The following is a 25,052-nucleotide window of genomic DNA, read 5'->3' on the forward strand; positions in this document are numbered from 1 at the left end:
AGAATGGCGGCAAGCAAACCGGGCAGCAAAGACCTGACGCAGGGGCCGATCGGCGCCACGTTGCTGATGTTCGCCATTCCCACGCTGGCGTCCAATATTCTCCAGTCGGTCAATGGGTCGATCAACGCGATCTGGGTCGGGCGCTTTCTGGGCGCGCAGGCGCTGGCGGCGACCGCCAATGCCAATATCATCATGTTCCTGATGTTCTCGGTCGTGTTCGGGTTCGGCATGGCATCGACCGTGGTGATCGCCCAGTCGGTCGGCGCACGGGATATCGACGCGGCGCGGCGGGCCTTCGGATCGGCGGTCGGCTTCTGTTCCATGCTGGGGCTGGGCGTTGCGATCACCGGCTGGATCGGCGCGCCGGCGCTGCTGCACATGCTGGCGACGCCCGCAGAGGCCTATGATCTGGCGCTGGTCTATCTGCGCGTCATTTTCTTCGCCATGCCCGCGACCCTGCTGGTGGTGATGATCATGATGGGCCTGCGTGGTGCTGGCGATGCGCGCACGCCGCTGATCTTCATGATCGTGAGCGTGGCGATCGACCTGATCCTCAACCCGGTGCTGATCCTGGGGCTGGGGCCGATCCCCGCTTATGGCATTGCCGGGTCTGCGGCGGCGACGGCGGCGGCGGGAATCATCAGCCTGATCGGGGTCGTGGCCTTCATTTATGCCAAAGATATGCCGTTGCGGCTGCGCGGCGCGGAGTTGCGCTATCTGTGGCCCGCCGCCGATCAGTTGCGGATATTGGTGGCCAAGGGGCTGCCGATGGGCCTCCAGATGATCGTCATGTCGGCCTCCGGACTGGTCATGATCGGCCTCGTCAATCGGGAGGGGCTGCTGGTGACGGCGGCCTATGGCGCGGCGCAGCAGATATGGACCTATCTGCAAATGCCGGCGATGGCGATGGGCGCAGCGGTCAGCGCGATGGCGGCGCAGAATGTGGGCGCCGGGCGATGGGACCGGATCGGCAAGATTGCGGGCTATGGCATTTCCTATCTGCTGGCGATCACCGGGGCGATGATCGTCATCATCCTGCTATTCCACGCATCCCTGCTGTCGCTGTTCCTGGGGAGCAATCAGGCGGCGATCGACGCGGCATGGCATATGCAGTTGCTGGCCAGCTGGAGCTTCATGATCTTCGGCTGCACCATGATCCTGTTCGGGGTGATGCGCGCCAATGGCGTGGTAGTGGCGCCGTTGCTGATCCTGATCTTTACTTTGTTCGGGGTGCGGCTAGGCTTCTATGAACTGGGCTATCCGTCGATGGGCGCCGACGCGCTGTGGCTGAGTTTCCCGGTGGGATCTGCTGTCGCGCTGCTGCTGGCATGGGCGGTCTATGCGAAGGGCGGTTGGCGCAAGGCGAAGCTGATGGTGCCGGTGCATGAGGAGCAATGCCGCGAGGCGGCGAACAGCGACGCGGAACCGGCCGGGCGGATCGCGCCGGTGGGGTGAGTGTCGAGATATCGTCATTGCTTCGCTGCGCTCGCAATGACGAAATTCGGGGTTGGCGGCGCTGCTTAGCGCCCTTGATTGCGCCAGCGGGTGATGGTGCGTTCCAATATGTCGGCTTCGCTGCCGGATTGACGCCACAATTCGGTGAAGCTCGGGTCGCCCGACGCGGGGCGGCGATGTTCTTCCAGATTGTCGAGCGCGACGCGGATCGGCACGGCGACGCCTTCGCCGCAGATGATCGCCTCCCGATTACGCAGGGCCGGGATCGAATCGAGAAATCCCCGCGCGCCTTCCGGCATCGCGGCCTTCACGAAGGCCTGATCTCGGTCGTTGTTGAGGCGCATCGAGATGATGGTGCCGCACTGCGACAGCACGCCTTCGGCAAGGTCGGACGGACGCTGCGTGATGAGGCCAAGCGAAATGCCGTATTTACGGCCTTCCTTGGCGATCCGCTCCAATATCTTGCGCACGGCCTGGCCGTTGCCGGTGGTCGTGTTGGGGATGTAGCGATGCGCTTCCTCGCAGACGAGGAGGATGGGGCGCTGCGGCTCGTCGCGCGCCCAGATGGCATAGTCGAACACCAGCCGCGAAAGCACCGACACCACGGTCGATGTGATGTCGGACGGCATGGCCGACACGTCGATGATGGAAATGGGCTTGCCGTCGGAGGGCAGGCGGAAAATCTTCGCCAGAAACGCCTGCATCGTGTCCGCGACCAGCATGCCAGAGAACATGAAGCTGTAGCGTGGATCAGCCTTGATCTCGTCGATCTTGGTCTTCAGGCGCATGTAGGGCAGCGAATTGGTGCCCTTGTCCAGCTTGCCCATCTCATTCTGGAGAATGGTGGTGAGGTCCGACAGCAGATAGGGGACCGGCGAATCGACGGTGAGGCGCCCGATGCTTTCGGCCAGACGATTTTTCGACCGGGCCGCCAGCAGGCATTTGGCCAGAATGTCGCTGTCCACCGTCCGCTCGGAGCCGGATGAGGTGACGAAAACCTCGCAATGTTCCTCGAAATTCATCAGCCAATAGGGCAGGGCCAGATTGCTGACGTCATAGACCGCGCCATTGGTGGCGAAGGCCGCGCCATATTCGCCATGGGGGTCGATCATCACGATATGGCCCTGCGGCGACAGGTCGCAGATGCGGTGCAGGATCAGCGCTGCGCTGGTCGACTTACCCGTGCCGGTGGAGCCGAGCAGCGCAAAATGCTTGCCCAGCATCGAGTCGACATAGAGCGCCGCGCGCGTATCCGTGGTGGGATAAACGGTGCCGATTTCCACATTGGCGCGGTCGTCGGCGGCGTAGATTTGCTGCATGTCATGGCTCGACACCGGGAAAATGTCTGTGCCGGGCGTGGGATAGCGGGTGACGCCGCGACGGAAGCGATAGATGCGACCGGTCAGCTTTTCCTCATCCCCTTCGCCGAGGAAGTCGATGTCGGCGACGATGCCCTTGCTGGCCTGATCCAGCGTCATGGCGCGCACGCTGGCGACCAGCCAGCTATTGCCGACGCGCATCTTCACCTGACTGCCGACCTGGCCCGCCATGGCGATGCAGGGATCGGGATCCTGTCCCAGGACGGCCAGCGTCTGCGCGTCGATCAGCACCTTGGAACTCGACCCGGCGATCTGGAACACCATGCCCATCGACGGGACCGAAGCAAGATGCGCGGGCGCGGCGGCAGCAGGGGTGAAATGTTGTGCGCCCGGCATATGGGTCATGAGCCTTTGTCGTCCCTTCGACCGGAAAGGCTTCCGGTTAACAGGCCGCTTCTAGGCAAAAGAGGTAAATATTGGCTTAGCTGCCTTTGTCGCACGCATTTGCAAGCCCCGCATCAGTGTGAAGCGACAAGGTTAAGGGGCGCTGAGCCGGGGTCCGATACGGACCAAATATAGGTTCGGGTAGGAACATGGGGCGACTTCGGGCATTGAGAAGGCGTAACAATCAGGATGGCCGCTTGTCCGATACCCTTAAGCCTGATGCGGCGCGCCGCTCCGATGCGATTGCGATCGCCAGGGTCATCTGTATTCTGGGCGTAGTTTATGTTCATGCCTGGACGGGTATGAATGGCGAAGCGCTGCATGCGTTGCGCGGGACGGCGCAGGAAAATCTGCGCTGGTTGCTGATGGAATTGTTCGGGCGCAGCGCGGTGCCGCTGCTGGGGCTGATTTCCGGCTGGTTGGTGGCCAATAGCCGGCGCACCCGCGACTGGGGCGAGCATGTCCGGCGCAAGGCGCGCACGATCCTGCTGCCGATGGCCTTGTGGAACGTCATCGCGATCATTCTGGTATCGGGCGCCGCTTGGTTGTTCAGTCTCGCCGCGCCGGTGCCGCAGTCGGTGTGGTGGACGATCGACGAGATTTTCATCATCACCCGCAATCCCGACATCAATGTTCAGATGCCGTTCCTGCGCGACCTGTTCCTATGCATGGTCGCTGCACCGCTGCTGGTACGCCTGCCTAACTGGTCGCTGCTGCTGATTGCGCTGATCGCGGCTGCATGCCAGATTGCCGGCTTTGGTCCGCCAGTGCTGATGCGCGCATCGATCCTCGTCTTCTTTGCGCTCGGCATATTGGCGCAGCGTGGCGGCTGGGCGGAAAAGGTGGCGGCGCGGCCTTTGCTGCTGATGGCAGTGCCCTTTGCGCTATTGATGGCCGGGCAACTCTATGTGGCTGTTTCCACTGCTGACGATGCCTGGCCGGCGGCACAGCGGGCGCTGGACTTGACGTTGCGGATTGCGGCGGCGGTCGCCTTCTGGCGCTTCTCATGGGGGCTGGCGGGTAGTCCGGCGCGCGCGATGTTGCTGCGGATCGAGCCTTACGCCTTCTTCCTCTTCTGTGCGCACCTGATCCTGATCTGGCTGGGTGGGCCGGTGCTGGGCGGATTGTTCGGGCGGATGGGATCGCCGCTCTATCCCTTCTATCTGGTCGCGCAGCCCTTCATCATTCTGGGCGTCGTGATGCTGATCGGTGGCGGGTTGCGTCGGGTTGCGCCGGCCACCGCCGGGATATTGAGCGGTGGCCGGCTAAAAAAGCCTGAACCTCAGACCGTTTCGCGACTCGCTACCTGCTGAGCAGCGGCCATGGCGATGGCGAAGCTGTGCTTGCGCGCGGCCGGATCGAAAATCTGGCCGGTCAGGATCAGTTCGTCCGCCTGCGTGCGTCGCAGGAAAGCGGCGATGTCGCGCTCCACATCCGCCTGCGTGCCGATGCTGGAGACGCTGAGCACATCCGACAGCATCGCCTGCGCCTGCATCGGCAACTCGTCATAATAGCCCGGCACCGGCGGTTGCAGCTTGCCCGGCTGGCCGGTGCGCAACCGCACGAAAGCCTGCTGCATCGAACTGGCGAGCAGTTGCGCTTCCGCCTGCGTATCGGCGGCGAAGACGTTGTAGCCGGCCATGACATAGGGATATTTGAGCTGCGCCGATGGGCGGAAGTCGCGACGATAGATTTCGATCGCCTCGTCCAGCATCGCAGGGGCAAAATGCGAGGCGAAAGCATAAGGCAGGCCAAGTGCGGCGGCCAGTTGCGCGCCATAGAGACTGGAGCCGAGAATCCAGAGCGGAATATCCGCGCCGGCGCCCGGTGTCGCCTGTATCGAGAGGCGTTCGTCATCGGCGAAATAGGCCTGCAATTCCATCACGTCGCGCGGGAACTGGTCCGGCCCGCCCGACAGGTTGCGGCGGATCGCCTGCGACGCGCGCTGGTCGGATCCCGGCGCCCGGCCGAGGCCCAGGTCGATGCGGCTGGGAAAGAGCGCATCGAGCGTGCCGAACTGCTCTGCGATCAGCAGCGGCGCATGATTGGGCAGCATGATGCCACCTGCGCCGATGCGGATGGTCGACGTCGCCTGCCCGATATGGGCCAGCACCACCGCTGTCGCGGCGGAGGCAATGCCCGCCATGCCATGATGTTCGGCTACCCAGAAGCGGTGATAGCCCAGCGCTTCGGCATGGGTAGCAAGGTCCGCAGCATTGGCAAGCGCCGTGGCGACGCTGTCGCCTTCGCGAACGGGGACGAGGTCGAGCAGAGAAAAACGGGTCATGCCCCGCATATGGGAGCATGATGGGTTTTACTTCAAGACCTAATTAGCCGGCGCGGCCGAATGTCGGCACGGGCGCTTCGACCCGGCGCCCAAAGCCGGTGGGGCGGCGGGCGACCAGCGGATTGGCATCGCGGTCCAGCAGCGCCATCGTTTCGGTGAAGCAGGGGCGCAGGGCGACGACCACCTCGATCAGTTCGTCGGGGCTTTCGTGCATTTCCACACAGCGGCGGGCGACCATTTCGATTTCCTCCGCCATGGCGCTCAGGCGATAGGCGCCGAACTGGGCTGCTTCACCCTTCAATGTATGGGCCGGGCGAATCACATCGGCGGCGCTACGGGCGCGGAAGGCATCCTCGACGGCGCTGATGGATTTGGCGCCATCTTCCCGGAAATAGCCCAGGATGCGAAGAAACGCCGCACCCAGTTCACCACGGGTACGCGAAAATTCGCTCCAATTGACCAGTTCGGTATCTTGATGGGACACCCGTGCCGCTCCTTCACTCTAGCGAGGCCAAAATAGGCACGGGCGGTAAATAGCAGGTTAAAAGGTGGCGCAATGCCATCGGTTTCGGAGGCAATTCAATCCGGGTGGGCGAGGGCGAAACGATGATCGCCCAAGGCGGAAAAGCGCCATCCCTGCGCCTGCGCCAATGCTTCCAGTTCGCGCGGGGCGATCGGGTCGTCCGCCTCTATGACGATCGCCTGCGCCTCGCGCAGGGCGCGGGCGGCGCGCAGCACGGGCCAAGGGCATTTCATGCCCCTGGCGTTTACGATCACCGGATCGGCGGTCATCGTCCTATTTGGTCGCGTAAGGATTTTTCTGGCTGCGCAGCGTCAACCGCACCGGCACCGCGCCGAAGCCCAATTCCTTGCGGATGCCGTTCACCAGATAGCGACGATAGCTTTCGGGCAGGTCGTCGAGGCGCGTACCGAACAGCACGAACGTCGGCGGGCGGGTCTTGTTCTGGGTGATGTAACGCAGCTTGATCCGCTTACCGCCCGGCGCTGGCGGCGGATTGGCCTCCAGCGCGGTTTCGAACCAGCGGTTGAGGATGCCGGTCGACACGCGCTGCGACCAGGCGGTCCGCGTTTCGAAGGCGACATGGATCAGGTCGTCCAGACCCTTTCCGGTGGCGCCCGATATGGTCATGATCGGCACGCCGCGCACCTGCGCCAGACCGTCGGACAGGGCCTGCTTGATACCCTGATACAGGGCCGACCCATGTTCGACCGTGTCCCATTTGTTGAGCGCGACGACGAGCGCGCGGCCTTCCTCCAGCACACGGTCGGCGATGCGAAGATCCTGCGCCTCCAGCCCGCGGGTAGAATCGATCATGAGCACCACGACCTCGGCGAAGTTCACGGCGTTCAGGCCATCGGATACGGCCAGCTTTTCCAGCTTTTCCTGCACCTTGGCCCGCTTGCGCATACCCGCCGTGTCGATCAGGCGGACGGGACGTTCCATGCCTTCGCGGCTGGTCCACATCCAGTCGACAGCGATGCTGTCGCGGGTGATGCCCGCTTCCGGTCCGGTCAGCAGGCGGTTTTCGCCCAGAAGCTTGTTGATGAGCGTGGACTTGCCGGCATTGGGGCGGCCGACAATGGCGAGCTTGAGCGGCGCGCCTTCCTCATCCTCGTAAAACTCCTTCTCTTCCGCCTGAAATTCCTCGCGGTCGAGATGGGGCAGAAGCGCCTGGAACAGGTCGGCCAGGCCCTGGCCATGTTCGGCGGAGAAGGGAATGGGTTCGCCAAGGCCCAGGCTGAAGGATTCCATGACGCCGTCGTCCGCCGCCTTGCCCTCGGCCTTGTTCGCCACCAGGATGACGGGGGCGTCATTGGCGCGCAGCCAGCGGGCGATTTCCTCGTCCAGCGGGGTGATGCCGGCACGCGCGTCGATCACGAACAGGGCGACGTCGCAATCCTCGACGGCCGCTTCGGTCTGCATCCGCATCCGGCCGGGGAGGGAGTTGGCGTCCTCATCCTCATAGCCGGCGGTGTCGACGATGGTGAAATCGAGGCCGAGCAGGCTTGCTTCCCCTTCGCGCCGGTCGCGGGTCACGCCGGGCTGGTCGTCGACCAGCGCCAGCTTCTTGCCGACCAGGCGGTTGAACAGGGTGGACTTGCCCACATTGGGACGTCCGACGATAGCTACCGTGGGCAGCATGCCCGTATTCCTTCCAATTCAAAACATCGTGAACCTGCGTGCAGGCGCCACTTCAAAAACGCAATGCTCCTGCGAAGGCAGGAGCCCAGTCCAAAGGCAGGATCTGGACCCCTGCCTTCGCAGGAGCACGCTGTAGCATGAATGGCGGCGTTAACGGAACGCCGTCAATTTTCCGTCATCGGCCAGCACATATAGCATGTTGTTGGCGACGATCGGGGAAAGGGACATCGACTTGTCCATGTCCACCGTCGACTGGACATTGCCGGTCGTCGGATCGACATAGACCATCTCGCCGCGCGTCGACACGACGATCAGACGGCCACCCGCGAGAATCGGGCCGGTCCAGCGGATCGCCTTGTCCTTCTTCTTTTCCTTCTGCCAGCGGCGCAACTGGCTGACCCAGCGGATCTTGCCGGTGGCGCGCGCGACGCAGAGCAGGCGAGCGTCGCTGGTCACGGCAAACACCCATTCACCGACGACGGCGGGAGTCGAGATGCCGGCGATGTTGATTTCCCACAGGCGCTGGCCGCTGGTCAGTTCATAGCTGGCCATGCGACCGCCCTGACCGATGGCAAAGACGCGGCCGCGATCGATTACCGGATCGGCGTCGATATCGGTCAGCGAAGCCACGGCGGTGGAAATGCTGGTACGCGAGAGTGCGTCACCCCAAAGGGTGCGGCCATTTTCGTAGCGATAGGCGGTGATTTCACCCGAGCTGTAGCCCGCGATCACCGTACCCTGCGCGGCGGCTGGCGCTGCTACGCCGAAAATGCCGGTGACCTGCAACGTGCCGCTATCGGTCCATTGCGTATCGCCGCTGCCCTGATCGAGCGCGAAAATCTGATTATCCTGGCCCATCACATAGACATGGCCGTTTTCCAGCGTCGGCGCGCCGCGCAGCGGGCCGGACAGATGCTTTTTCCAGACGATCGCGCCATCGGCGACATTCAGCGCGAAGACGTCGCCAAAGCCGGTGCTGGCGAAGACCCGGTCGCCCAGCACGCTGACGCCACCGCCGAACAGCACGCGGCCATTGCCCTTGCCTTCGGACGGCAGGTTGGTCTGCCATAGCTTGGAGCCGCTCGCGGCATCATAGGCGATGACATGCGCGCCGGCGTCGGTAACGAACAGCTTGCCGCCGGACACCACCGGCGATGCGGCCAGACGCGCCTGCGGCGAACTGCCCTCGATCTTGGTGCTCCACACCTGGCTTGGCGAACCACCCAGCGAGACATGGCCCATCGCCTTGGACGGATCGCCGCCGGGCTGCGCCCAGGCATCGTTGACATAGGGGGCAGGCAGGGTGACCTGCACGTCGGCCAGGCTCGGCTCCACCTCGACGCCCTGTTCATTGCTCAGGATCGAGACACGGCTGCCGACCACCGGAGTCTTGGGGCCGCCCTTCTTACCGCCGACGACGCCGCAGCCCGCCAGCAGCGCGACCATGGCGGCCATCGTCACCACCCGGCCCATCTTCATGCTTGCCATCCGCTCGATCATCCTTCGGTGGTTTCGGCCGGAATTTCGACCGCGTCGATGCCCATGACACCCGCCATCTGACGGGCGCGTGAACGGATCGATTCGGGCACGTTGCTGTCCTTGGCCAGCCCGGCGAACATCGGGCCGGCAAGGTCGGTCTTGCCCATCTTCATGTACGCAATGGCCACCAGTTCGCCGGCGCTGCCGAACCACGGCGCGCCTTCGATCGCCAGCGGCTTCAGCCGGTCGACGACCTGCTGGGGCTTCAGGCTCTCAAACTCCAGCGCGGTTTGACGGATCAGAGCCAGGTCGCGATAGGGCTGGTCCAGCTTCGTGTCGGCGGCAATGGCGGTATAGAGCGCGATCGCGCCCTTCGTATCGCCCTTGCGCGATGCGACACCGGCCTGAGTCAGCAGCGCCGCGGCGCGATAGCCCGGCTGGCTTGCCTTCGTCAGCGTTTCCAGTTGCTTGGCGTCGGGCACGCCGCCACCTGCCGCCGTCGTCAGCACGGAATCCATCTGCTCGGAAACGGCTTCGGACTGGGTCTTGCTATAATGTTGCCAATAGAGCCAGCCGCCGAACGCCGCGAGGCCGAGGACGACCACAACCAGCAGGGCGCGGCCATAGCGCTCCCAGAAGGTCAGAAGCTGGTCCTGACGGACGGCCTCGTCGACCTCGCGCATGAAGGCTTCGCTGTTTTGCGGCGTGAGGGCCACGTCATTCTCCGAGAAATAGAACAGAAACTCTGCCGGAAGCGGCGATCAATAGCGGCGCTTATGCCACAGGCAAATCAATTTTTGGGCCGGTAGACCTGATCGTCGGTGGGAAAGCTCCGGTCGCGCACATCGGCGGCGTAACGTTGCGCCGCATTACTGATTGTTTCGGCGAGATTGTCATAGCGCTTCACGAAGCGTGCCGTGCGTTCGAACATGCCCAGCATGTCTTCGGTCACCAGCACCTGCCCGTCGCAACGGGCCGACGCGCCGATGCCGATGACGGGCACATCGACGCTGTCGGTCACGGCATTGGCGATATCTTCCAGCACGCCTTCCACCACCATGGAGAAGGCGCCGGCCTGCGCCACGGCACGGGCGTCGGACAGGATCTTGGCATGTTCCTCCTGGCTCTTGCCGCGCGCGCCATAGCCGCCCAGCGCGTTCACGGCCTGCGGCGTCAGGCCGATATGCGCCATGACCGGAATGCCGCGCTGGGTCAGGAAGCTGATCGTCTCCGCCATGGCGACGCCGCCTTCCAGCTTGACGCCGGCCGCGCCGGTTTCCGCCATGATGCGGCTGGCGCTGGCAAAGGCTTGGCTCGGGGAGGCTTCATAGCTGCCGAAGGGCATGTCGACCAGCACGACGCTGTGATAGCTGCCGCGCACCACGGCGGCGCCATGGGCGATCATCATGTCGAGCGTGACGGGCAGGGTGGAGGGCAGGCCGTAAATCACCTGGCCCAGCGAATCGCCGACCAGCAGCATATCGCAATGCGGGTCGAGCAACTGCGCCTGCCGCGCCGTATAGGCGGTCAGCATCACCAGCGGTTCCTGCGTCTTCCCCTCGAACTTGCGTCGCTGGATCGCGGGCACGGTCAGGCGCTTCATCGGCGCGGGGGTGGGATTGGCGCGGCTGGTCGCGGTGTCGAGCGTGAAGGTCGTGGACATGGGCGCGGTCTAGCCCAGCGCAGGGCGCGGCGCAAATGATGGGGTAGGGGCGTTTTATTTTGGGCCGCTGGCCAATAGTCTTAGCGTCAGTAAAGTTTGCAAGTCGCGGCGACCATCGGTGATCATGAGGATGTCGACCTCTTTATCATCGAAATGATAGATGATCCGGTATGGCCGTGACAGCAACTGCCGATAATCGCGAACGCCCAGCGCATCCAGTTCGCTTGGAACGCTCCCGCGCATGGGAAAGGTCCGCAAGGTTGCCATGCGATCCAGCAAATGATCGATTAACCTATCTGCTTCATCGGGTGAACGCTGTTCTGCGATATGCGATCGGATGCTGGCAAGATCGTTCATGGCGGTATTGGCCAGCTGTACGGGGTAGACCTGCTCAGGCATCGGTGTCGCGAAGTCGCGCTTTCAACCTTTCCTTCACATCCGCCAGAGGGGTGACGCGCCCTGCGCGGATATCTTCCATCCCCAGTGCCAGAACCTTCAGCATCGCCAGCGTTTCCTGCGTCTGCTCGTAGGATCGGATATCCTGAACGACTGCCTTTGCCTCGCCATTCTGGGTCAGGATCATCGGCTCGGCGCCATCGTTCAGGTCGGCAAGCACTTCGGCTGCGTTTGCCTTGAAATAGCTGATCGGCTTGATCCGGGTGGAGTAGCGCATGACGATACCTCGGTCTGAATATGGACCGCATATAGTCTATTTTTCGTTCCGATGCAAAAAAAGGGCGGCATCGCTGCCGCCCTCTTCATTCACTCGCGATCAGAAGCTGAACTTGATCGTGCCGCCCCAGGTCTGCGGATCGCCGACCTGCCCGGCGATCAGGCCGGTATTGCCCGGCGCGACCTGAAGGTTTTCGATATAGTTGACGTCGAAGGCGTTGCGGACCCAGCCGAAGATGTCGAACCCTTCGCCGCGGAAGCCAGCGCGCAGGTTGGTCAGCGCATAGCCCTTCACCTCGGTATAGATGGAAGGCGAGGCATTGCTGTTCCAGTCAGAGCGGTAATTGCCATCGACGCCCAGATAGACCTGTCCTTCCTTCGCCAGCAGTGTGACCGGAATGTTATATTCCGCGCCGTAGGAGAAGGCCCATTTCGACACGCCGGGCAGATCCTGGCCGGAAATGTCGCATTGGCGCGGGCTGAGCGCACCGGGCACGCCCGGCTGCGAATAGTCGGCCGGCTGGCCGGAAGGCTGCAACGTGCCACCAGACAGTTCGGGCGGGCAGGGCGCGTTGGTGAACTTCTTATACTTGGCGTCGGTATAAGCGCCATTGGCGTAGGCGGTGAAACGGTCGCTCACGACCACCTTGAAATCGGCCTCGATACCCTGCGACCGCACCTTCTCGGCGTTGGCCAGGTAGCCGCGCACGGTGCCGAACTGGCCGCCATTCACGGTCGCCTGGAAATTCTTGATCTCCGTACGGAAGGCGGTGAGGTTGAAGGTTGCGCGGCGGTCCCAGAACTGGGTCTTGAGGCCCAGTTCATAATGATTGACCGACTCCGGCTTCACCGTGCTGGCGTCATAATTGACGGTATTGTCGGCGTTGAGCGGTAGGCCATTCTGGTTGATGCCCAGCGTCTTGAAGCTCTTGGCGTAGGTCGCATAGGCCAGAACGTCGCGGGCGACCTTGTAATTGACGTTGAAGTCGTAGGTGAAGTTCCAGGCGCTGTCCGACGGCGAACTGACCTGCGGCTGGTAGATGCCGCACTGCTGGGTCGTCCCCTTGATGGTGCCGGGTTCCGCGACCGTGGTGCAGCTGATGGCCTGACCCTGCGCGTTGGTGACGATGCGCTGGTAGAAGCCGGACTTCTTGTCATAGTTGAGGCGCACGCCCGGCTGGATCGTCAGGGCATCCGTCACCTTCCAGCTGAGCTGGCCGAAGAGCGCCGCACTGTCGGCCTTGAGATATTGCGTGTTGCTGGCGGTCAGGCCGGACAGGGTCGCCGGGATATTGGCGGGGTTGGTCGGATCGGTAGAGGGGGCCAGGCTCCACTGGGCCGCATCGTCGCCCTGCTGTTCGGTGCCCTGGGTGTCGATCCGCTGCTTGAAGCCGAACAGGCCGACGACGAAGTCGACATCCTTGCTTTCGTAATTATAGCGGAATTCCTGGCTATACTGGTCCTGCTGCGACGGATTTTGCGACTTGGACACGATCGACAGGCCGGTGAAGTCGCGGTCATTCTCCGGCTTCCAGTCCCAGAAGCGCCAGGCGGTGACGGAGGTGAGGGTACCGGGGCCGACATCCCATTTGATCTTGGCCGATACGCCGCCGATCTTGTTGCCGGCGTTCAGGTTGGAATCGAGGTCGGTCAGCCGGTCATAGGGGTTGCGGCTGGGCACGACATAGCCCTGCGCAGCAGCCAGTGCGTCATATTGGCGGTTGAGCGGACGCTGGGTCTTGCCGACGCGCACGAAGGTCGTGCCGCAGCATTCGGGGTCTTGCTTACTGTAATCGCCCGACAAGGTGACGCTGAAATCGTCATTGGGCTTGAACAGCAACTGGCCGCGAATGCCCAGATTGTCCTGCTCGTTGATCCAGCGCTGGCTGGTCACATTATAGAGTGTGCCCCGGCGGGTCGTCGCGGCGACCGCGATGCGGGCGGCGATGGTTTCGGACAGCGGGCCGGACACGGCAGCCTTGGCCTGCTTGTAGTTGAGATTGCCTACGGTCAGTTCGGCGCGGCCTTCGAAATCGAAGGTCGGCTGGTTGGTCGTGATGTTGATCGCGCCGGCGGTGGTGTTCTTGCCGTAGAGGGTGCCCTGCGGCCCGCGCAGCACTTCGACCTGATTGACGTCGAGGAAGTCGAAGGTCGCGGCGGCGACGCGGCTGTTATAGACGTCGTCGACATAGATGCCGACGCCCTGTTCGAAGCCGTCGCTGGTCAGGCCGAACGGCACGCCCAGACCGCGGATGTTGACCGATGTGTTGCGCGGGTTGGTGGTATAGACCTGCAACGTCGGAGCGAGCTGTTGCAGCTTCACGATGTTGAAATTGCCGGTCGCCTCAATGCTGTCGCCCTTCACGACGGAAATGGCCAGCGGCACTTCCTGTGCGGTTTCCTGGCGGCGGCGGGCGGTGACGACGATCACGTCGCCGCGAACATTGGGCTGCTGGACCTCATCCGCCGCCGGCTGCGCGGCATCCTGCGCAAAGGCATTGGGCGTGATGATGGAAGCGCCAGCCGCGCTGGCGAGCAACAGGAAACGCGCAATCATGATATTCCCCTTTATATCCGGATGTCCGGTCATTGTAATTGTGGCCACGCCGATACTCCGGTCAGGCCGACATAGTTGGGGATGAAGCTGTATGCGGCTCATCCCCCGCCGCATGGACCGATATTCGGCCCGAAGAATAAGCGCCCCCTCTGGTGCTTCAGTTGGTCAGGCGCGTCTTTTCCGTCACGTCGATCTGGACCACGCGGGCGTCATGGACGGTCAGCGTGATCGACCCGAAACGCAGCGCTTCCAGCACGCCGCGCACCTTGTCGATGCTGGCGGCAATGTCGGGGCGTTGGCCTTCGATACGGGCGTGACGGAGTTCGATGGGTTTATGTTCGCTCATGAATACCTCTGGCTCCGTCTAATATCTCAACTCTAAAGATAGACAAAAAAGCAAATATAAGGGGCGCGCAAGTTTGTCTTGTCGCGCCCCTCGGGGGTGAGCTCAGGGATGAAGGGTGGGCCGTCCGGGCCTGTTGCGGTCCTGCTGGGCCATGGGAAGGGCCGGGCGCATCTGTCGCATGGCGGACGCCTGCTCCTGCGCATTGTCGATCAGCCGTTCGAGCAAAGATTGCCCGAACTGCCAGTCGTCCAGGCCGGACTGGGCATTGATATGGCCGGCATGGCCCGCATCGACAAACTGGCTGCCCCAATTCTTGCCGATGCTGTGGGCCCGTTCAAAGAAGATATAGGGGTCGTCGCGGCTGGCCACCATTATGGACGGGAAGGGCAGTTGCGCGCGCGGGGTCGGGCCGAAGCCGCCGATCGTCTCGGGCGTTTCCATCCGGTCGCAATCGGGCGGCGCCACCAACAACGCGCCCGTTACCGGCCAGCCATAGGCCTGGCTCTGCAAGGCGCCCCACCAGGCGACCGCCATGCAGCCTAGACTGTGCGCGGCCAATATCACCGGTCCATTGGCTTCACGAATGGCGGCGTCCAGCCGCGTGACCCAGGCATTGCGATTGGGACTAGCCCAACTGCCCAGATCCACCCGTTCGCAATCGCCGCGGCTTTCTTCCCATAATGTCTGCCAGTGACCCGGCCCGCTATTGTTCAGGCCGGGGATGGTCAGCACGACCGGCTGGCGCGTGTCACCCGAAAAACCGAATCGCTCCATCGTCTGATCCTCATCCTTCAAGTCGAGCATCCGACAATAATTCTATTTATCTGGTAGACAATGGGCAAGCGGTGAAATGTGGTGAAATCTGGGCAGCCGGAAAGGTCGTTACGCAGCAGCGCAAACGGCCGAGGCGTCGATGTGCCGTCCCGGCCGTCCGACGACCATCAGGACCGTCTTACCAGGGATAGATCAGCCCATAATATTGATACACATTCCGGCCATAGCCCTCATCGTAATCGGGACGCTGATCGATGGTGTAATGGGGGGCACTGTCCAGCAATTGCTTATCCAGATCGACGATATAGCCGCCTTGCGCGACGTCATAGGTCAGCATCGACCAGGGCAGGGGATAATGGTCATGGCCCATGCCCAGAAAGCCACCGAAGGACAGCACGGCATAGCGAACCTGCCCGGATCGCTTGTCCACCATGAAGTTGGATATCTTGCCCAGTCGGTCGCCCTGGCGGTTGTAGACGGCAGTCCCTTCGACCCGGTCGGACGCGATCAGGTCGCCTTGCTGGTTGAGCGCTATGTCGGTTCGGGGATCGGTCATTGTCACTCTCCTGCACGATTGTCTCTATAGTGATGCAACCATGGGGGACCGCCGGGGTTCCTCCGCTTCACAAGAAGGAGCATGTGCATGAAGATCAATCGCAGCGGTTCGGCCGTTTGGAGCGGTGGGCTGAAGGACGGGAAGGGCACGATCTCGACCCAGAGCGGCGCGCTGGACGCCTACCCCTATGGCTTTGCGACTCGCTTCGAAGGCGTGCCGGGCAGCAATCCGGAGGAACTGATCGCAGCCGCCCACGCCTCCTGCTTCACCATGGCGCTCTCGCTGATTCTGGGAGAAGCCGGGCTGACGGCCGAGAAGATGGACACCAGCGCCGTCGTGACGCTGGAGAAGCAGGACGATGGCTTTGCCGTCACCGCCAGCCATTTGACGCTCAAGGCGACCATCCCCGGCACCGACGATGCGACCTTTCAGGAGCTGGCGGCCAAGGCGAAGGCCGGTTGCCCCATTTCCAAGCTGCTGAAGGCGGAGATCAGTCTTGAGGCGGAACTTCTAGGCTGACGATCGGCCTTCTGGCGCGGACATGTTCGCGCCAGGCGATATAGAGGCCGCTGGCGATGATGAGGGTCGCACCGATCCAGGTCGTCGCCATCGGCCAGTCCTCGCCGATCGCGACGCCCAGCAGGGTGGTCCAGATGATCGCGCTATAATCCATCGGTAGCACGACCGACACCGGCCCCCAGCGCAACGCTGCGGTCAGGCACAATTGCGCGATGCCGCCGAACAGGCCGATGGTCAGTAGCAAGCCCCAGGTGGCGGCGTCATGCGCCTGCGCGACGAAGGGCATGGCGATGCCCAGCGGGATCATCGATAGGGCCGTGAACCAGAAGACGACGACGCCGGCCGCCTCTGTCCGGCCCAGTTCGCGCAAGACCAGACTGACGCTCGCGGTCATCAGCGCGGCGGCGATGGCGACCGCCACGCCCTGCATCGGGAAATGGCCGGCGTCCGGGCGGATCATCACCAGCACGCCGACAAAGCCGATCAGCACTGCGCCCCAGCGATGGATGCCCGTCACCTCGCGCAGGATGAGGGCGGACAGGATCGTACCGAAAATCGGCATGGTGAAGCCGATCGTCGCCGCCTCGGCCGGGGGCAGCAGGATATAGGACAGGAAATTCAGCAGCATGCCGGTCAGGCCCAGCATCATGCGGCTGGCATGGACGCGGATGCGCCGGGTGCGGATGGTCTGCAACCCGCCGGCCATCGCGACCCAGGCCAGCACCACCGGCAGTGCGAGCGCCTGACGGTAGAAAAGCGATTCCACGACATGGACACCGCGCTCGCTCGCCAGCCGCACGGTGATGAACATGACCGACAGGCAGATGACGGCGGTCAGGCGCAGCGCGATGGCGAAAAGCGGACGGTGGGGGCGGTCGGCGGCGGTCACGCGCCTGCCTTAGCCCGGTCACGCCGTGGCGCAACCGGGCTTGGAGCGATTTCTAATCAGATGGAATCATCTGATGACTCGGAAATCGCGTAAAACTAATACGCTTTAAGCGAAAAAGGCCCTATTTGGCCGGCTTGCGGAATTTCAGCGTCATCCGGTCGCTTTCGCCGATCGCCAGATATTTGTCCTTGTCGACATCCTTCTGGCTGAGCGTCGGCGGCAGGGTCCACACACCCTTGGGCCAGTCGGCGGTGTCCTTGGGATTGGCGTTCACTTCCGACGCGCCGACATATTCGAAGCCGGCCTCCTGCGCGATGCGGCGGATGGTGGATACTTTGAGGTACCCGCTGCTCTTTTCCAGCGCGGTATCACGATCCTCGGGCAGTCGATGATCGACCACGCCCAGCGTGCCACCGGGCTTCAGCACATCGAAAAACGCCTTGAAGGTCGCGGCCTCATTGCCGGCCATCACCATGTTGTGGACATTGCGAAAGGTCAGCACGGTATCGATGCTGCCCGCCGGAATTTTCGCTGTTTCTTCAGGGAAGGGGACGACCTTCACCTTGTCATAGACGGCCGGGTTGGCGGCGAGAAACGTCTTGTAGCCATCCAGATAGCGGCCGGTCGGCTGCAAGGCGTAGAAAGTCCCATGGTCGCGCAGCAGCGGTGCCAGAATTTCCGTGTACCACCCGCCGCTCGGTGCATATTCGACAACCGTCTGCGTTGGGGTCACACCAAAGAAGGCCAGCGTTTCGGCGGGATGGCGATATTGGTCGCGGGCGACATTCTTGGGCGTACGGCTGGACGCGGCGATCGCGGTGGCGATCGGATCGGCAGCCTGATGGTGGCCGGCATGTTGGGCGATGACGGCGCTGGCTGGCAGGATCAGGGCGGCAGCGGCAAGCAAGGCGGGCAGGCGCATCGGGCAATCCTCTTGTCGTGATGATTGCACCCGATGTGCCTGCCCTTCACTGGCAAGACAAGCGTTTAGAATTCCCGGATCAGCCTTATCCCGGCCTTGGGTCGAAAGACGCCGCCATGCGGTCGCTCCGTGCCCAGCCCTGCCTGCATATTGACCTTGTGCGCCAGCCGTTGATGGATTTGCGGCATGACCAGCACAGTGCCGTCCGTGCCGCCGCGATAGTTGAGTTCGAGGCCCAGCACCTGCCCGTCGCGACTATCATAGAATATCGAATGGTTGAGGATGGCGGCATTGCGCCCCTGTCCGCCGGAGAGGGAGACGTCGCCCAGTCCCGCCATCGACACGCTGCTCCAGCGGTCATTGTAGCGATGGACGAACATATAGGCGAAGCTGCTGCGATAATGGCGGGCATGGCGGTCGTAGATGCCCAGATATTGCACGCCATGGGCGCTGCTTCCGCCGTTCAGCGTGCCGAACGCGGCCTGCAACCCCAGCTTCAATTCCGTCAGCCGGCCATCCTCGAATGGCAATTCACCCTCGATCGCGAAACCGTCGGTCAGCGCATATTCCACTTCCGGCGCCCATTGCACCGTCCGGTCCGGCCCGGACAGCGATGTGGTCGCCAATGTATTGGCCTCCAGCGCACCCTTTTTCGCGCCCAGCGGCCGCATCATGTCGAAGACCATCGGTTCGGGTACATCGGGATAGTCGGTCCCGGCCTCTGCCGGCGCACACAGGCCGATAAAAAGAAACGCCACCCCGTGGCTGACGGGATGGCGTATGGTTCGTCGAAACACTGGATACTCCTGCGTGGTGGCACCTCAGCCACTTACGCAGGAGCGTGATCCTTTATTCCATCAGAGGCAGGCTTCCAGGAACGGTTGGTCGAAGCCAAACATGCGCGCCTTGTCCAGCGTGTAGGGACGCAGGCCCATCGAGCGATATTCGCCGATGATCTTACCGCTGTCGTCCTCGTCATGATATTCGAACTTGAACAGTTCCTGCGTTACGATGACGTCGCCTTCCATGCCGATCACCTCGGTCACGTTGGTGACGCGGCGTGAACCGTCGCGCAGGCGCTTCACCTGCACGATCAGGTCGACCGAATCGGCGATCTGCTTGGAAATGGCTTCCTTCGGAATCTTGATGTCGCCCATCAGGATCATGTTTTCCATACGGCCCAGGCACTCGCGGGGCGAGTTGCTGTGCAGCGTACACATGGACCCGTCATGGCCGGTGTTCATCGCGGCGAGCAGATCGAAACATTCCGCGCCACGAATTTCGCCCAGGATGATGCGATCCGGGCGCATACGCAGGGCGTTCTTGACGAGGTCACCGATGGTGATGGCGCCTTGCCCTTCCAGGTTCGGCGGGCGGGTTTCGAGCGGCAGCCAGTGCGGCTGCTGAAGCCGCAATTCGGCCGCGTCTTCGATCGTCAGCACGCGCTCGCCCGGATCGATCATCTTCGATAGGGCATTGAGCATCGTCGTCTTGCCCGAACCCGTACCGCCGGAGATGACGATGTTGAAGCGGCAGGCGCCGGCGATCTTCAGCGCCGTGGCCATCTTGGGCGACATCGCGCCCCATCCGGCGAGCATGTCGATGGTGATCGGCTTGGCCGAGAATTTACGAATCGAGATGGCGGTGCCGCGCAGGCTGAGCGGCGGCACGATCACGTTGACACGCGAACCGTCGGGCAGGCGGGCGTCGGCCAGCGGTGTCGTCTGGTCGACACGGCGGCCGACCTTGTTCACGATGCGCTGGGCGATCTGGAACAGATGCTCTTCGTCGCGGAACTTGATCGGCGCGATCTGGAGCTTGCCCTTTTTTTCGATATAGGTCTGTTCCGGGCCGTTGACCATGATGTCGGTCACGTCCGGGTCGGACAGCAATTCTTCGAGCGGGCCAAGGCCGAGCAGTTCGTCGACCAGCACCTTTTCCAGCGCAAACTGTTCGCGCCGGTTCAGCGTCAGCTTCAGTTCCGCCAGCACTTCCATGATGATGGGGCGGAATTCCTCCGCCAGTTCATCCTTGGTCAGCGTCGCGGCGGCTTCCGGGTCGACACGCTCCAGCAGGCGCGGCAGCACCTGCTCCTTGATCTTGTGGACACTGGCTTCAAAGCCCTGCGGCCCGGCATCGGGTACATGCTCGGCATTCGCGCGTTCCGACAGGCGGGACATCGCATCGGCATTGCGCTGCATCTGGCTGGTGGGTGCCGCCAGCGGATCGAAGGGTGCTTCGCCCGGCAGCGACGCGATATCCAGCGGCGGGAACTGGTCGCCGCCGCGCGGCGCCTCTTCCTTGGGCGCACCGCCACCCTGCATCGGGCGGGCCACGCCGAAGCCGGGCTTGATGCCCGCAGGTCCATTCTTCCGTCCAAAGGCGCTCATATATCTCCGCCGCTTTCTCGCAATCGGTCCGGGCACGTCGAAAGACGCCGATCCGATCTGTGTGATGAAGGTGAATAGGGTGGAAACTTTGACAAATGGCTAATGGCGCGTTGACCCAGTGTCAGCGCGGCCAACAGTAGCGCCGCAAGCAGGCTGATCGCGGCGCCCCATGTCTCTTGCCAAAGCCGCACCCGCTCGACGCGATAGAGGCCGGGCGTGGCCTCGAACCGCAGCAGGGGACCGCTACTGGCCACCGGGCGGCCATCGCGCGTCACCTGCCAGATGGGGAAGGCGGCATGGCCCAGCGTCTCGACGCCGGGACGATTGACCATGATCGTGTCGCCGCGCGGCAGCGCGCGCCATGGCGTCAGGTCGGTCCAATGATTGTCTGCCCGCACCCGTGACAGGTCGAACCCGCGCGGCAGATATTCCGGCGCATCGGGCGCAGTCCGTGCGATCCGGGCCTGATCGACCGGCTGGCGCAGGAAGACGGCAGTCAGCAGGCCGCCGAACAGATAGGGGAAGAGCAGCATCACGCCTGCCGCCGCCAGCAGTGGCGCGCGCGGGCGGCTGGCCGTCAGCGCAGTGATCGCGGCGAATTCGGCGATGCAGAAAGCACGCCAGGGAAATTGCACCTTGTCCAGCAGCGGTACGTCCCAGATGAAAGGGATAAGGCGGATCGAGAGCAGGGCGGTCAGGATCGCCACCACGCCCCAGAAGGATCGCGCGGCGGGCCAGACCAGCAGGATGAGCCCCAGCGCCAGGCAGGGAAACAGCTCGAAACTGCTGGTCCAGATCGACCAGTCTGTCGCGCGATAATCCTGCCCCCACAGCATCGCGGTCGACACATGGGATTGCAGCGTCAGCGCCGGGATCAGGTAGAAGGCCGCCAGCGCAAAGGCGAGCGCGCCCGCCACTGTCCCGGACAGCAGCACCGGATCGCCCTGCCACAGGCGCCGGCCGATCATCGGCGCGATCAGGAACAGGCCGGTCAGCATCGCCAGCGGCAAATGGCTGAGGAGCAATCCGGCATAGGCGATCGCCAGCAACATCATCCCCCGCCGCGCCGGCAGGCGATCGATCGCCAGCGCTATCAGCGGCAGCCAGATGAAAGCGGCCGCCTCCGCCAGTGCGCCGCGCACATAGATGTCGTAGAGATGATAGGGCGCCGCCATGTAGAGCGCCGCGCCCAGCAGTGGCCGCGTTCCCCGCGCGGCGAGCCATTGGTGCATGGCCAGCCCCGACACCACCAGCAGCACGAGTCCGGTCAGGTTCACGGCCATGGCCACGCTGACGCCGATCGCGCGGAAGGCGCCGCTGATCCAATAGGCGAATGGCGGATAGAAATAGAAGGTCGGGCTGCCCAGCCCTTCGAAACTGTCCGGCAGCCAGCGTTCATAGAGATGGCCGGCCGCCATTTCCCGGCCGAAATGGGCGGTCCAGAGCAGGTTATACTGGTGCGAATGGGTAAAGCCCGGTCCCCAGAGCAGGGCCGGCAGCATCAGCGCCACGCCCAACAGGCTGAGTAGACAGGCGGGGCTGCGGATCAAATGGGCAAGGCGCGGGACCATGGCGCGATCCATGCCGCAACATGGTAAAGAAATGTTGTGCGTCACCCGCCCGCTTACGTAGCGTTAACCATTGTGGCCGATAGCGGGGACAGGATTTTGGGGAAAATTGCGCGCGATGCCGACCCTGTCGATCGTCATTCCGGTCTATAATGAACAGGATGCCATTTCCCTGTTCCTCGACGCCGCGCGCCCGGCCGTGGCGCAGGCACTGGCGCTGGTCGGGCCGGATGCGCGCGCCGAATATCTGTTCGTGGACGATGGCAGTTCCGACCGCACCGGCGACATCGTGGCGATCCTCGCCCGGCTGAACCCGGATGTGCGCTGCCTGTCCCTCTCGCGCAATTTCGGCAAGGAAGCGGCGCTGGCGGCGGGCATCGATCATGCGCTCGGCGATGCGGTGATCCCGATCGACGTCGATCTGCAAGATCCGCCGGCGGTCATCATCGACATGGTCCGTGCCTGGCTGGCCGGCGCGCAGGTGGTCAATGCTCGCCGCGCCGACCGGTCCAGCGATAGCTGGTTCAAGCGGTGGAGCGCCCATGGCTTCTATCGCCTGCTCAATCGCCTGTCCGACTATCCGATCCCGGAAAATGTCGGCGATTTCCGCCTGCTCGACCGGCAGGCGGTGGATGTCATCAAGCAGCTGGGCGAACAGGCCCGTTTCAACAAGGGGCTGTTTTCCTGGATCGGCTTTCGCGTCGCCACGGTCGATTATGTCCGCGCCGCGCGCGGGGCAGGGACGACCAAATGGCGGCTGGGCAAGCTCTGGTCGCTGGCGATCGATGGCATCACGGCATCGACTACCATGCCGCTGCGCATATGGTCCTATGTCGGCGGGGGCATTGCGCTGCTCGCCTTCGCCTATGCCGCCTTCCTGATCGTGCGGACGCTTGTCACGGGCGTGGACGTGCCGGGCTATGCGTCGATCATGGTCGCGGTGCTGGCGCTGGGAGGCCTCAACCTGCTTAGCCTTGGCATTATCGGCGAATATCTGGGCCGGGTGGCCCGCGAAGTGCGCCAGCGTCCGCTCTACGTGCTGGCTTGCAAGACCGAAGAGCAGCCCGCGCCGACTGTCGAGCGGCTCCGCGCTTAAATCAGCTTTTCGTTCGGGTGATACCAGTGGCCGTCCCAGCATGTCGCGGGTTCGGCAGGGCTGACGCGAGTCGGATTGGCGGGGCGGACCAGCGCGGGCATGTCGGGCAAGGGCGCGAGATAGGAGCCCTTGGGCTGGAAGCCGAAACTCTGGTCCCATGCCTTGAAGAAGCTGCACCGGACCTGCGGTGCGGGCGGATGAGCGAAGGCGCGGCGGATTTCATACAGGCCGGTGATGCTGCCGATCAGCAGCGGGACGATCAGCCACACGCGGCTGCGCGGTGCGTGGATCAGCGCGTCGGCGACCATCACCGCCAATATGGTGAGCGCGCTGACGGACGCGCGCATCATGAAGTCGATCGACCAGCCGACCTGAAGGAAGGGGATGGCGAGCAGCCACAGGGTCAGCAGCGCCAGCGTGTCGCGGCCCAGGCGCGGGCGCCGGACGATCAGTGCCAGAGGTGCGACATAGACCAGCACCTCCAGTAGCTCGAACAGGCCCCATTGCAGCGGCGCGACCGTCATCAGCCGCGCGCCCACGCCGTCATTGGCGGCGCCCAGATAAAGCAGGCCGGGGATGCAGAGCAGGGTCGCGAGCGCCGGAAGGGCGATATCCATGACCTGCAACTGACGGCGGAGCAGCGTCTGCACGCCGGCCAGTGCGACGAAGGGCATCGCCCCCATCAACCCCAATGGGGAGAGCAGGGCGGTCAGCGGCAGCAGCGCCAGCACCGCCCCCAGCGGCGCCTTACCTGCGCGCCACAGCAGATAGGCGATCGCCCCGATCCAGCCGGACAACGCATGCTGCGGCACCCAGAAGGCAAGCGTGATGGTAGAGCTATATTGGAGATAGGCCCAGTTTTCGAGATGGTCGGACAGGCCGCCGCGAAACAGGATGCGACCCAGCGCATCCAGCCCGGAAAAGCCGATCACCACGGCCAGCGCCACCAGCCGGTGCCGCCGGGTATCGAACAAGGTCGATCCCAGCGCCAGCACGCTGCCCAGCAACAGGCTGTTCTGGATCAGCAGCGCAATATCGCCGGCCCGCCCGCCCAGCGCCTTGGCGACGAGGGTAGGGGCGAGGAACATGCCGATCGGCGCGCGCAGCACGTCCGGTGTGGCGCGGGCGGTGTAGACGAAGGGCCATGGGTTAACGACCATGTCGCGCATTGCGGCCAGCCGCACCTGCCAGTCGATATTGGCGTAGAAGAAGCGCCCTTCGCCACCCAGCAGCAGCAGGATCAGCGCCACGCCGATGCAGGTCAGCAAGATGGCGGGACTGGGGCCGGTAAAGTCGCGGCTGGTGCGGATGATGAGGATGCACAGCCCGGCCAGCATCGCGGCGCCCATCCCATAGGCCCACAGCGGCATGACGTCGAGGAAGCGCCACAGTAGCAACTGGTCCGCGCCCAGCCATGCGACGAGAAAGGCCAGCAGGGCGCCGCCGGGGAGCGGGCGGGCAAGGGCGGGAAGGGGGGCTGCCGAATTCATGACGCCAGCGTCATGGCAAAGAAAAAGGGGCGCGGAAAGCGCCCCTCGTCCAATTCATGTTGTCTGACAGGATTGCCCTGACGGATCAGTCGCCTTCAGCCGGCTTTCTCAGCCAGGACCGTCAGGCCCTTTTCATTCACTTCGGCAAAGCCACCCTCGACCGGAATGACTTCCGGCGCGGCGCCAGCGCTGCTGAAGATCTGGATATTGCCGTCGCGCACCGTCGACATGAAGGGGGCATGGCCCTCCAGCACGCCGAAGTCGCCGTCGGTGCCGGGAACGACCACCTGATAGACCTCTTCGGAGCGGACGAGCTTTTCCGGGGTCACGAGTTCGAAATGCAGTGCCATTCTATTCTTCTCCCCCCTCCCTATCAGGGAGGGGCCGGGGGTGGGTGCCATCGCGAAGCGATGGCCTGCGCCCTAGCCGAGAAGGTGGAAGCTCGCTTCGCTCGCTACCCAC

General features: G+C 63.5%; 25 protein-coding genes. 4 read left to right on the forward strand and 21 right to left on the reverse strand.

Annotation, left to right across the window (positions count from 1 at the left end):
• The first annotated feature begins 3 nt into the window (after window positions 1–3).
• Window positions 4–1,455, forward strand: a complete 1,452-nt coding sequence (locus RQH62_RS02160; protein ID WP_311267090.1) for an MATE family efflux transporter — start codon at window positions 4–6, stop codon at window positions 1,453–1,455.
• 65 nt (window positions 1,456–1,520) lie between these two features.
• Here RQH62_RS02160 and RQH62_RS02165 read toward each other — a convergent pair whose 3' ends face one another.
• A complete protein-coding gene (locus RQH62_RS02165) occupies window positions 1,521–3,179 on the reverse strand; it encodes a helicase HerA domain-containing protein (RefSeq protein WP_311267091.1) in 1,659 nt (552 codons plus the stop codon).
• Window positions 3,180–3,415: 236 nt separating this feature from the next.
• Between RQH62_RS02165 and RQH62_RS02170 the strand changes: the two genes are divergently transcribed.
• The gene (locus RQH62_RS02170; RefSeq protein WP_311267092.1) at window positions 3,416–4,531 is read left to right on the forward strand and encodes an acyltransferase; all 1,116 of its coding nucleotides are present in this window, start codon (window positions 3,416–3,418) and stop codon (window positions 4,529–4,531) included.
• Here RQH62_RS02170 and RQH62_RS02175 read toward each other — a convergent pair.
• The 13 genes from RQH62_RS02175 to RQH62_RS02235 all read right to left on the reverse strand — a co-directional run bounded on the left by RQH62_RS02175 (window position 4,501) and on the right by RQH62_RS02235 (window position 15,716).
• Entirely contained in the window at window positions 4,501–5,505 is a 1,005-nt protein-coding gene (locus RQH62_RS02175) for an LLM class flavin-dependent oxidoreductase (protein WP_311267093.1), read from the reverse strand. The two genes, RQH62_RS02170 and RQH62_RS02175, sit on opposite strands and share 31 nt — an antisense overlap.
• A gap of 43 nt (window positions 5,506–5,548) precedes the next feature.
• Window positions 5,549–5,989: an Hpt domain-containing protein gene (locus RQH62_RS02180; protein ID WP_311267094.1), complete on the reverse strand. Its 441-nt coding sequence runs from the start codon at window positions 5,987–5,989 to the stop codon at window positions 5,549–5,551.
• 95 nt (window positions 5,990–6,084) lie between these two features.
• Entirely contained in the window at window positions 6,085–6,297 is a 213-nt protein-coding gene (locus RQH62_RS02185; protein WP_311267095.1) for a sulfurtransferase TusA family protein, read from the reverse strand.
• Window positions 6,298–6,301: 4 nt separating this feature from the next.
• Window positions 6,302–7,669, reverse strand: a complete 1,368-nt coding sequence (gene der, locus RQH62_RS02190) for a ribosome biogenesis GTPase Der (RefSeq protein WP_311267096.1) — start codon at window positions 7,667–7,669, stop codon at window positions 6,302–6,304.
• Window positions 7,670–7,819: 150 nt separating this feature from the next.
• Window positions 7,820–9,157 carry a PQQ-binding-like beta-propeller repeat protein gene (locus tag RQH62_RS02195; protein WP_311267097.1) on the reverse strand — a complete coding sequence of 446 codons (1,338 nt, stop codon included), beginning with the start codon at window positions 9,155–9,157 and terminating at the stop codon, window positions 7,820–7,822.
• An 8-nt stretch (window positions 9,158–9,165) separates the two neighbouring features.
• Entirely contained in the window at window positions 9,166–9,864 is a 699-nt protein-coding gene (locus tag RQH62_RS02200) for a tetratricopeptide repeat protein (protein WP_311267098.1), read from the reverse strand.
• Between the two features lie 74 nt (window positions 9,865–9,938).
• On the reverse strand, window positions 9,939–10,811 hold the full coding sequence (gene panB / locus RQH62_RS02205) for a 3-methyl-2-oxobutanoate hydroxymethyltransferase (RefSeq protein WP_311267099.1): 873 nt from the start codon (window positions 10,809–10,811) through the stop codon (window positions 9,939–9,941).
• Between the two features lie 54 nt (window positions 10,812–10,865).
• The gene (locus tag RQH62_RS02210; RefSeq protein ID WP_311267100.1) at window positions 10,866–11,210 is read right to left on the reverse strand and encodes a type II toxin-antitoxin system RelE/ParE family toxin; all 345 of its coding nucleotides are present in this window, start codon (window positions 11,208–11,210) and stop codon (window positions 10,866–10,868) included.
• Window positions 11,203–11,484, reverse strand: a complete 282-nt coding sequence (locus RQH62_RS02215) for a type II toxin-antitoxin system Phd/YefM family antitoxin (protein WP_311267101.1) — start codon at window positions 11,482–11,484, stop codon at window positions 11,203–11,205. The genes RQH62_RS02210 and RQH62_RS02215 overlap by 8 nt, the downstream gene beginning before the upstream one ends.
• Window positions 11,485–11,583: 99 nt before the next feature.
• Complete coding sequence (locus tag RQH62_RS02220; RefSeq protein ID WP_311267102.1) at window positions 11,584–14,040, reverse strand: TonB-dependent receptor; 2,457 nt, start codon at window positions 14,038–14,040, stop codon at window positions 11,584–11,586.
• Between the two features lie 157 nt (window positions 14,041–14,197).
• Window positions 14,198–14,386 carry a YezD family protein gene (locus tag RQH62_RS02225; RefSeq protein WP_311267103.1) on the reverse strand — a complete coding sequence of 63 codons (189 nt, stop codon included), beginning with the start codon at window positions 14,384–14,386 and terminating at the stop codon, window positions 14,198–14,200.
• 102 nt (window positions 14,387–14,488) lie between these two features.
• Entirely contained in the window at window positions 14,489–15,160 is a 672-nt protein-coding gene (locus RQH62_RS02230; protein WP_311267505.1) for an alpha/beta fold hydrolase, read from the reverse strand.
• A 178-nt stretch (window positions 15,161–15,338) separates the two neighbouring features.
• The gene (locus RQH62_RS02235) at window positions 15,339–15,716 is read right to left on the reverse strand and encodes a PRC-barrel domain-containing protein (RefSeq protein WP_311267104.1); all 378 of its coding nucleotides are present in this window, start codon (window positions 15,714–15,716) and stop codon (window positions 15,339–15,341) included.
• 87 nt (window positions 15,717–15,803) lie between these two features.
• On the opposite strand from RQH62_RS02235, the gene RQH62_RS02240 reads away from it, so the two are divergent.
• A complete protein-coding gene (locus RQH62_RS02240; protein WP_311267105.1) occupies window positions 15,804–16,235 on the forward strand; it encodes an OsmC family protein in 432 nt (143 codons plus the stop codon).
• Here RQH62_RS02240 and RQH62_RS02245 read toward each other — a convergent pair.
• From RQH62_RS02245 to RQH62_RS02265, 5 genes are all read right to left on the reverse strand, one after another.
• Window positions 16,207–17,085 carry a DMT family transporter gene (locus RQH62_RS02245; RefSeq protein WP_311267506.1) on the reverse strand — a complete coding sequence of 293 codons (879 nt, stop codon included), beginning with the start codon at window positions 17,083–17,085 and terminating at the stop codon, window positions 16,207–16,209. The genes RQH62_RS02240 and RQH62_RS02245 overlap by 29 nt on opposite strands.
• Window positions 17,086–17,245: 160 nt before the next feature.
• Entirely contained in the window at window positions 17,246–18,046 is an 801-nt protein-coding gene (locus RQH62_RS02250; protein ID WP_311267106.1) for a methyltransferase, read from the reverse strand.
• Between the two features lie 65 nt (window positions 18,047–18,111).
• Window positions 18,112–18,804: a hypothetical protein gene (locus RQH62_RS02255; RefSeq protein ID WP_311267107.1), complete on the reverse strand. Its 693-nt coding sequence runs from the start codon at window positions 18,802–18,804 to the stop codon at window positions 18,112–18,114.
• A gap of 99 nt (window positions 18,805–18,903) precedes the next feature.
• The gene (locus tag RQH62_RS02260; RefSeq protein ID WP_311267108.1) at window positions 18,904–20,436 is read right to left on the reverse strand and encodes a CpaF family protein; all 1,533 of its coding nucleotides are present in this window, start codon (window positions 20,434–20,436) and stop codon (window positions 18,904–18,906) included.
• Window positions 20,433–22,007: an integral membrane-like protein gene (locus RQH62_RS02265; RefSeq protein WP_311267109.1), complete on the reverse strand. Its 1,575-nt coding sequence runs from the start codon at window positions 22,005–22,007 to the stop codon at window positions 20,433–20,435. The genes RQH62_RS02260 and RQH62_RS02265 overlap by 4 nt, the downstream gene beginning before the upstream one ends.
• A gap of 115 nt (window positions 22,008–22,122) precedes the next feature.
• Between RQH62_RS02265 and RQH62_RS02270 the strand changes: the two genes are divergently transcribed.
• Window positions 22,123–23,100 carry a glycosyltransferase family 2 protein gene (locus RQH62_RS02270; protein ID WP_311267110.1) on the forward strand — a complete coding sequence of 326 codons (978 nt, stop codon included), beginning with the start codon at window positions 22,123–22,125 and terminating at the stop codon, window positions 23,098–23,100.
• Here RQH62_RS02270 and RQH62_RS02275 read toward each other — a convergent pair.
• The gene (locus RQH62_RS02275; RefSeq protein ID WP_311267111.1) at window positions 23,097–24,590 is read right to left on the reverse strand and encodes a hypothetical protein; all 1,494 of its coding nucleotides are present in this window, start codon (window positions 24,588–24,590) and stop codon (window positions 23,097–23,099) included. The two genes, RQH62_RS02270 and RQH62_RS02275, sit on opposite strands and share 4 nt — an antisense overlap.
• A gap of 95 nt (window positions 24,591–24,685) precedes the next feature.
• Window positions 24,686–24,940, reverse strand: coding sequence for an ATP synthase F1 subunit epsilon (locus RQH62_RS02280; protein ID WP_056687543.1), 255 nt, complete (start codon window positions 24,938–24,940; stop codon window positions 24,686–24,688).
• Between the last annotated feature and the right edge of the window lie 112 nt (window positions 24,941–25,052).

The organism is Sphingobium sp. WCS2017Hpa-17 (genome assembly GCF_031843765.1).
Lineage (GTDB): Bacteria > Pseudomonadota > Alphaproteobacteria > Sphingomonadales > Sphingomonadaceae > Sphingobium.

Coding starts and splice junctions, on each gene's coding strand:
- RQH62_RS02210 (WP_311267100.1), bottom strand. CDS start 11,210: ATGCCTGAGCAGGTCTACCCCGTACAGCTGGCCAATACCGCCATGAAC.
- RQH62_RS02195 (WP_311267097.1), bottom strand. CDS start 9,157: ATGGCAAGCATGAAGATGGGCCGGGTGGTGACGATGGCCGCCATGGTC.
- RQH62_RS02235 (WP_311267104.1), bottom strand. CDS start 15,716: ATGACCGATCCCCGAACCGACATAGCGCTCAACCAGCAAGGCGACCTG.
- der (WP_311267096.1), bottom strand. CDS start 7,669: ATGCTGCCCACGGTAGCTATCGTCGGACGTCCCAATGTGGGCAAGTCC.
- RQH62_RS02280 (WP_056687543.1), bottom strand. CDS start 24,940: ATGGCACTGCATTTCGAACTCGTGACCCCGGAAAAGCTCGTCCGCTCC.
- RQH62_RS02175 (WP_311267093.1), bottom strand. CDS start 5,505: ATGACCCGTTTTTCTCTGCTCGACCTCGTCCCCGTTCGCGAAGGCGAC.
- RQH62_RS02270 (WP_311267110.1), top strand. CDS start 22,123: ATGCCGACCCTGTCGATCGTCATTCCGGTCTATAATGAACAGGATGCC.
- RQH62_RS02160 (WP_311267090.1), top strand. CDS start 4: ATGGCGGCAAGCAAACCGGGCAGCAAAGACCTGACGCAGGGGCCGATC.
- RQH62_RS02230 (WP_311267505.1), bottom strand. CDS start 15,160: ATGGAGCGATTCGGTTTTTCGGGTGACACGCGCCAGCCGGTCGTGCTG.
- RQH62_RS02220 (WP_311267102.1), bottom strand. CDS start 14,040: ATGATTGCGCGTTTCCTGTTGCTCGCCAGCGCGGCTGGCGCTTCCATC.
- RQH62_RS02240 (WP_311267105.1), top strand. CDS start 15,804: ATGAAGATCAATCGCAGCGGTTCGGCCGTTTGGAGCGGTGGGCTGAAG.
- RQH62_RS02225 (WP_311267103.1), bottom strand. CDS start 14,386: ATGAGCGAACATAAACCCATCGAACTCCGTCACGCCCGTATCGAAGGC.
- RQH62_RS02215 (WP_311267101.1), bottom strand. CDS start 11,484: ATGCGCTACTCCACCCGGATCAAGCCGATCAGCTATTTCAAGGCAAAC.
- RQH62_RS02265 (WP_311267109.1), bottom strand. CDS start 22,007: ATGGTCCCGCGCCTTGCCCATTTGATCCGCAGCCCCGCCTGTCTACTC.
- RQH62_RS02185 (WP_311267095.1), bottom strand. CDS start 6,297: ATGACCGCCGATCCGGTGATCGTAAACGCCAGGGGCATGAAATGCCCT.
- RQH62_RS02260 (WP_311267108.1), bottom strand. CDS start 20,436: ATGAGCGCCTTTGGACGGAAGAATGGACCTGCGGGCATCAAGCCCGGC.
- RQH62_RS02165 (WP_311267091.1), bottom strand. CDS start 3,179: ATGACCCATATGCCGGGCGCACAACATTTCACCCCTGCTGCCGCCGCG.
- RQH62_RS02250 (WP_311267106.1), bottom strand. CDS start 18,046: ATGCGCCTGCCCGCCTTGCTTGCCGCTGCCGCCCTGATCCTGCCAGCC.
- RQH62_RS02275 (WP_311267111.1), bottom strand. CDS start 24,590: ATGAATTCGGCAGCCCCCCTTCCCGCCCTTGCCCGCCCGCTCCCCGGC.
- panB (WP_311267099.1), bottom strand. CDS start 10,811: ATGTCCACGACCTTCACGCTCGACACCGCGACCAGCCGCGCCAATCCC.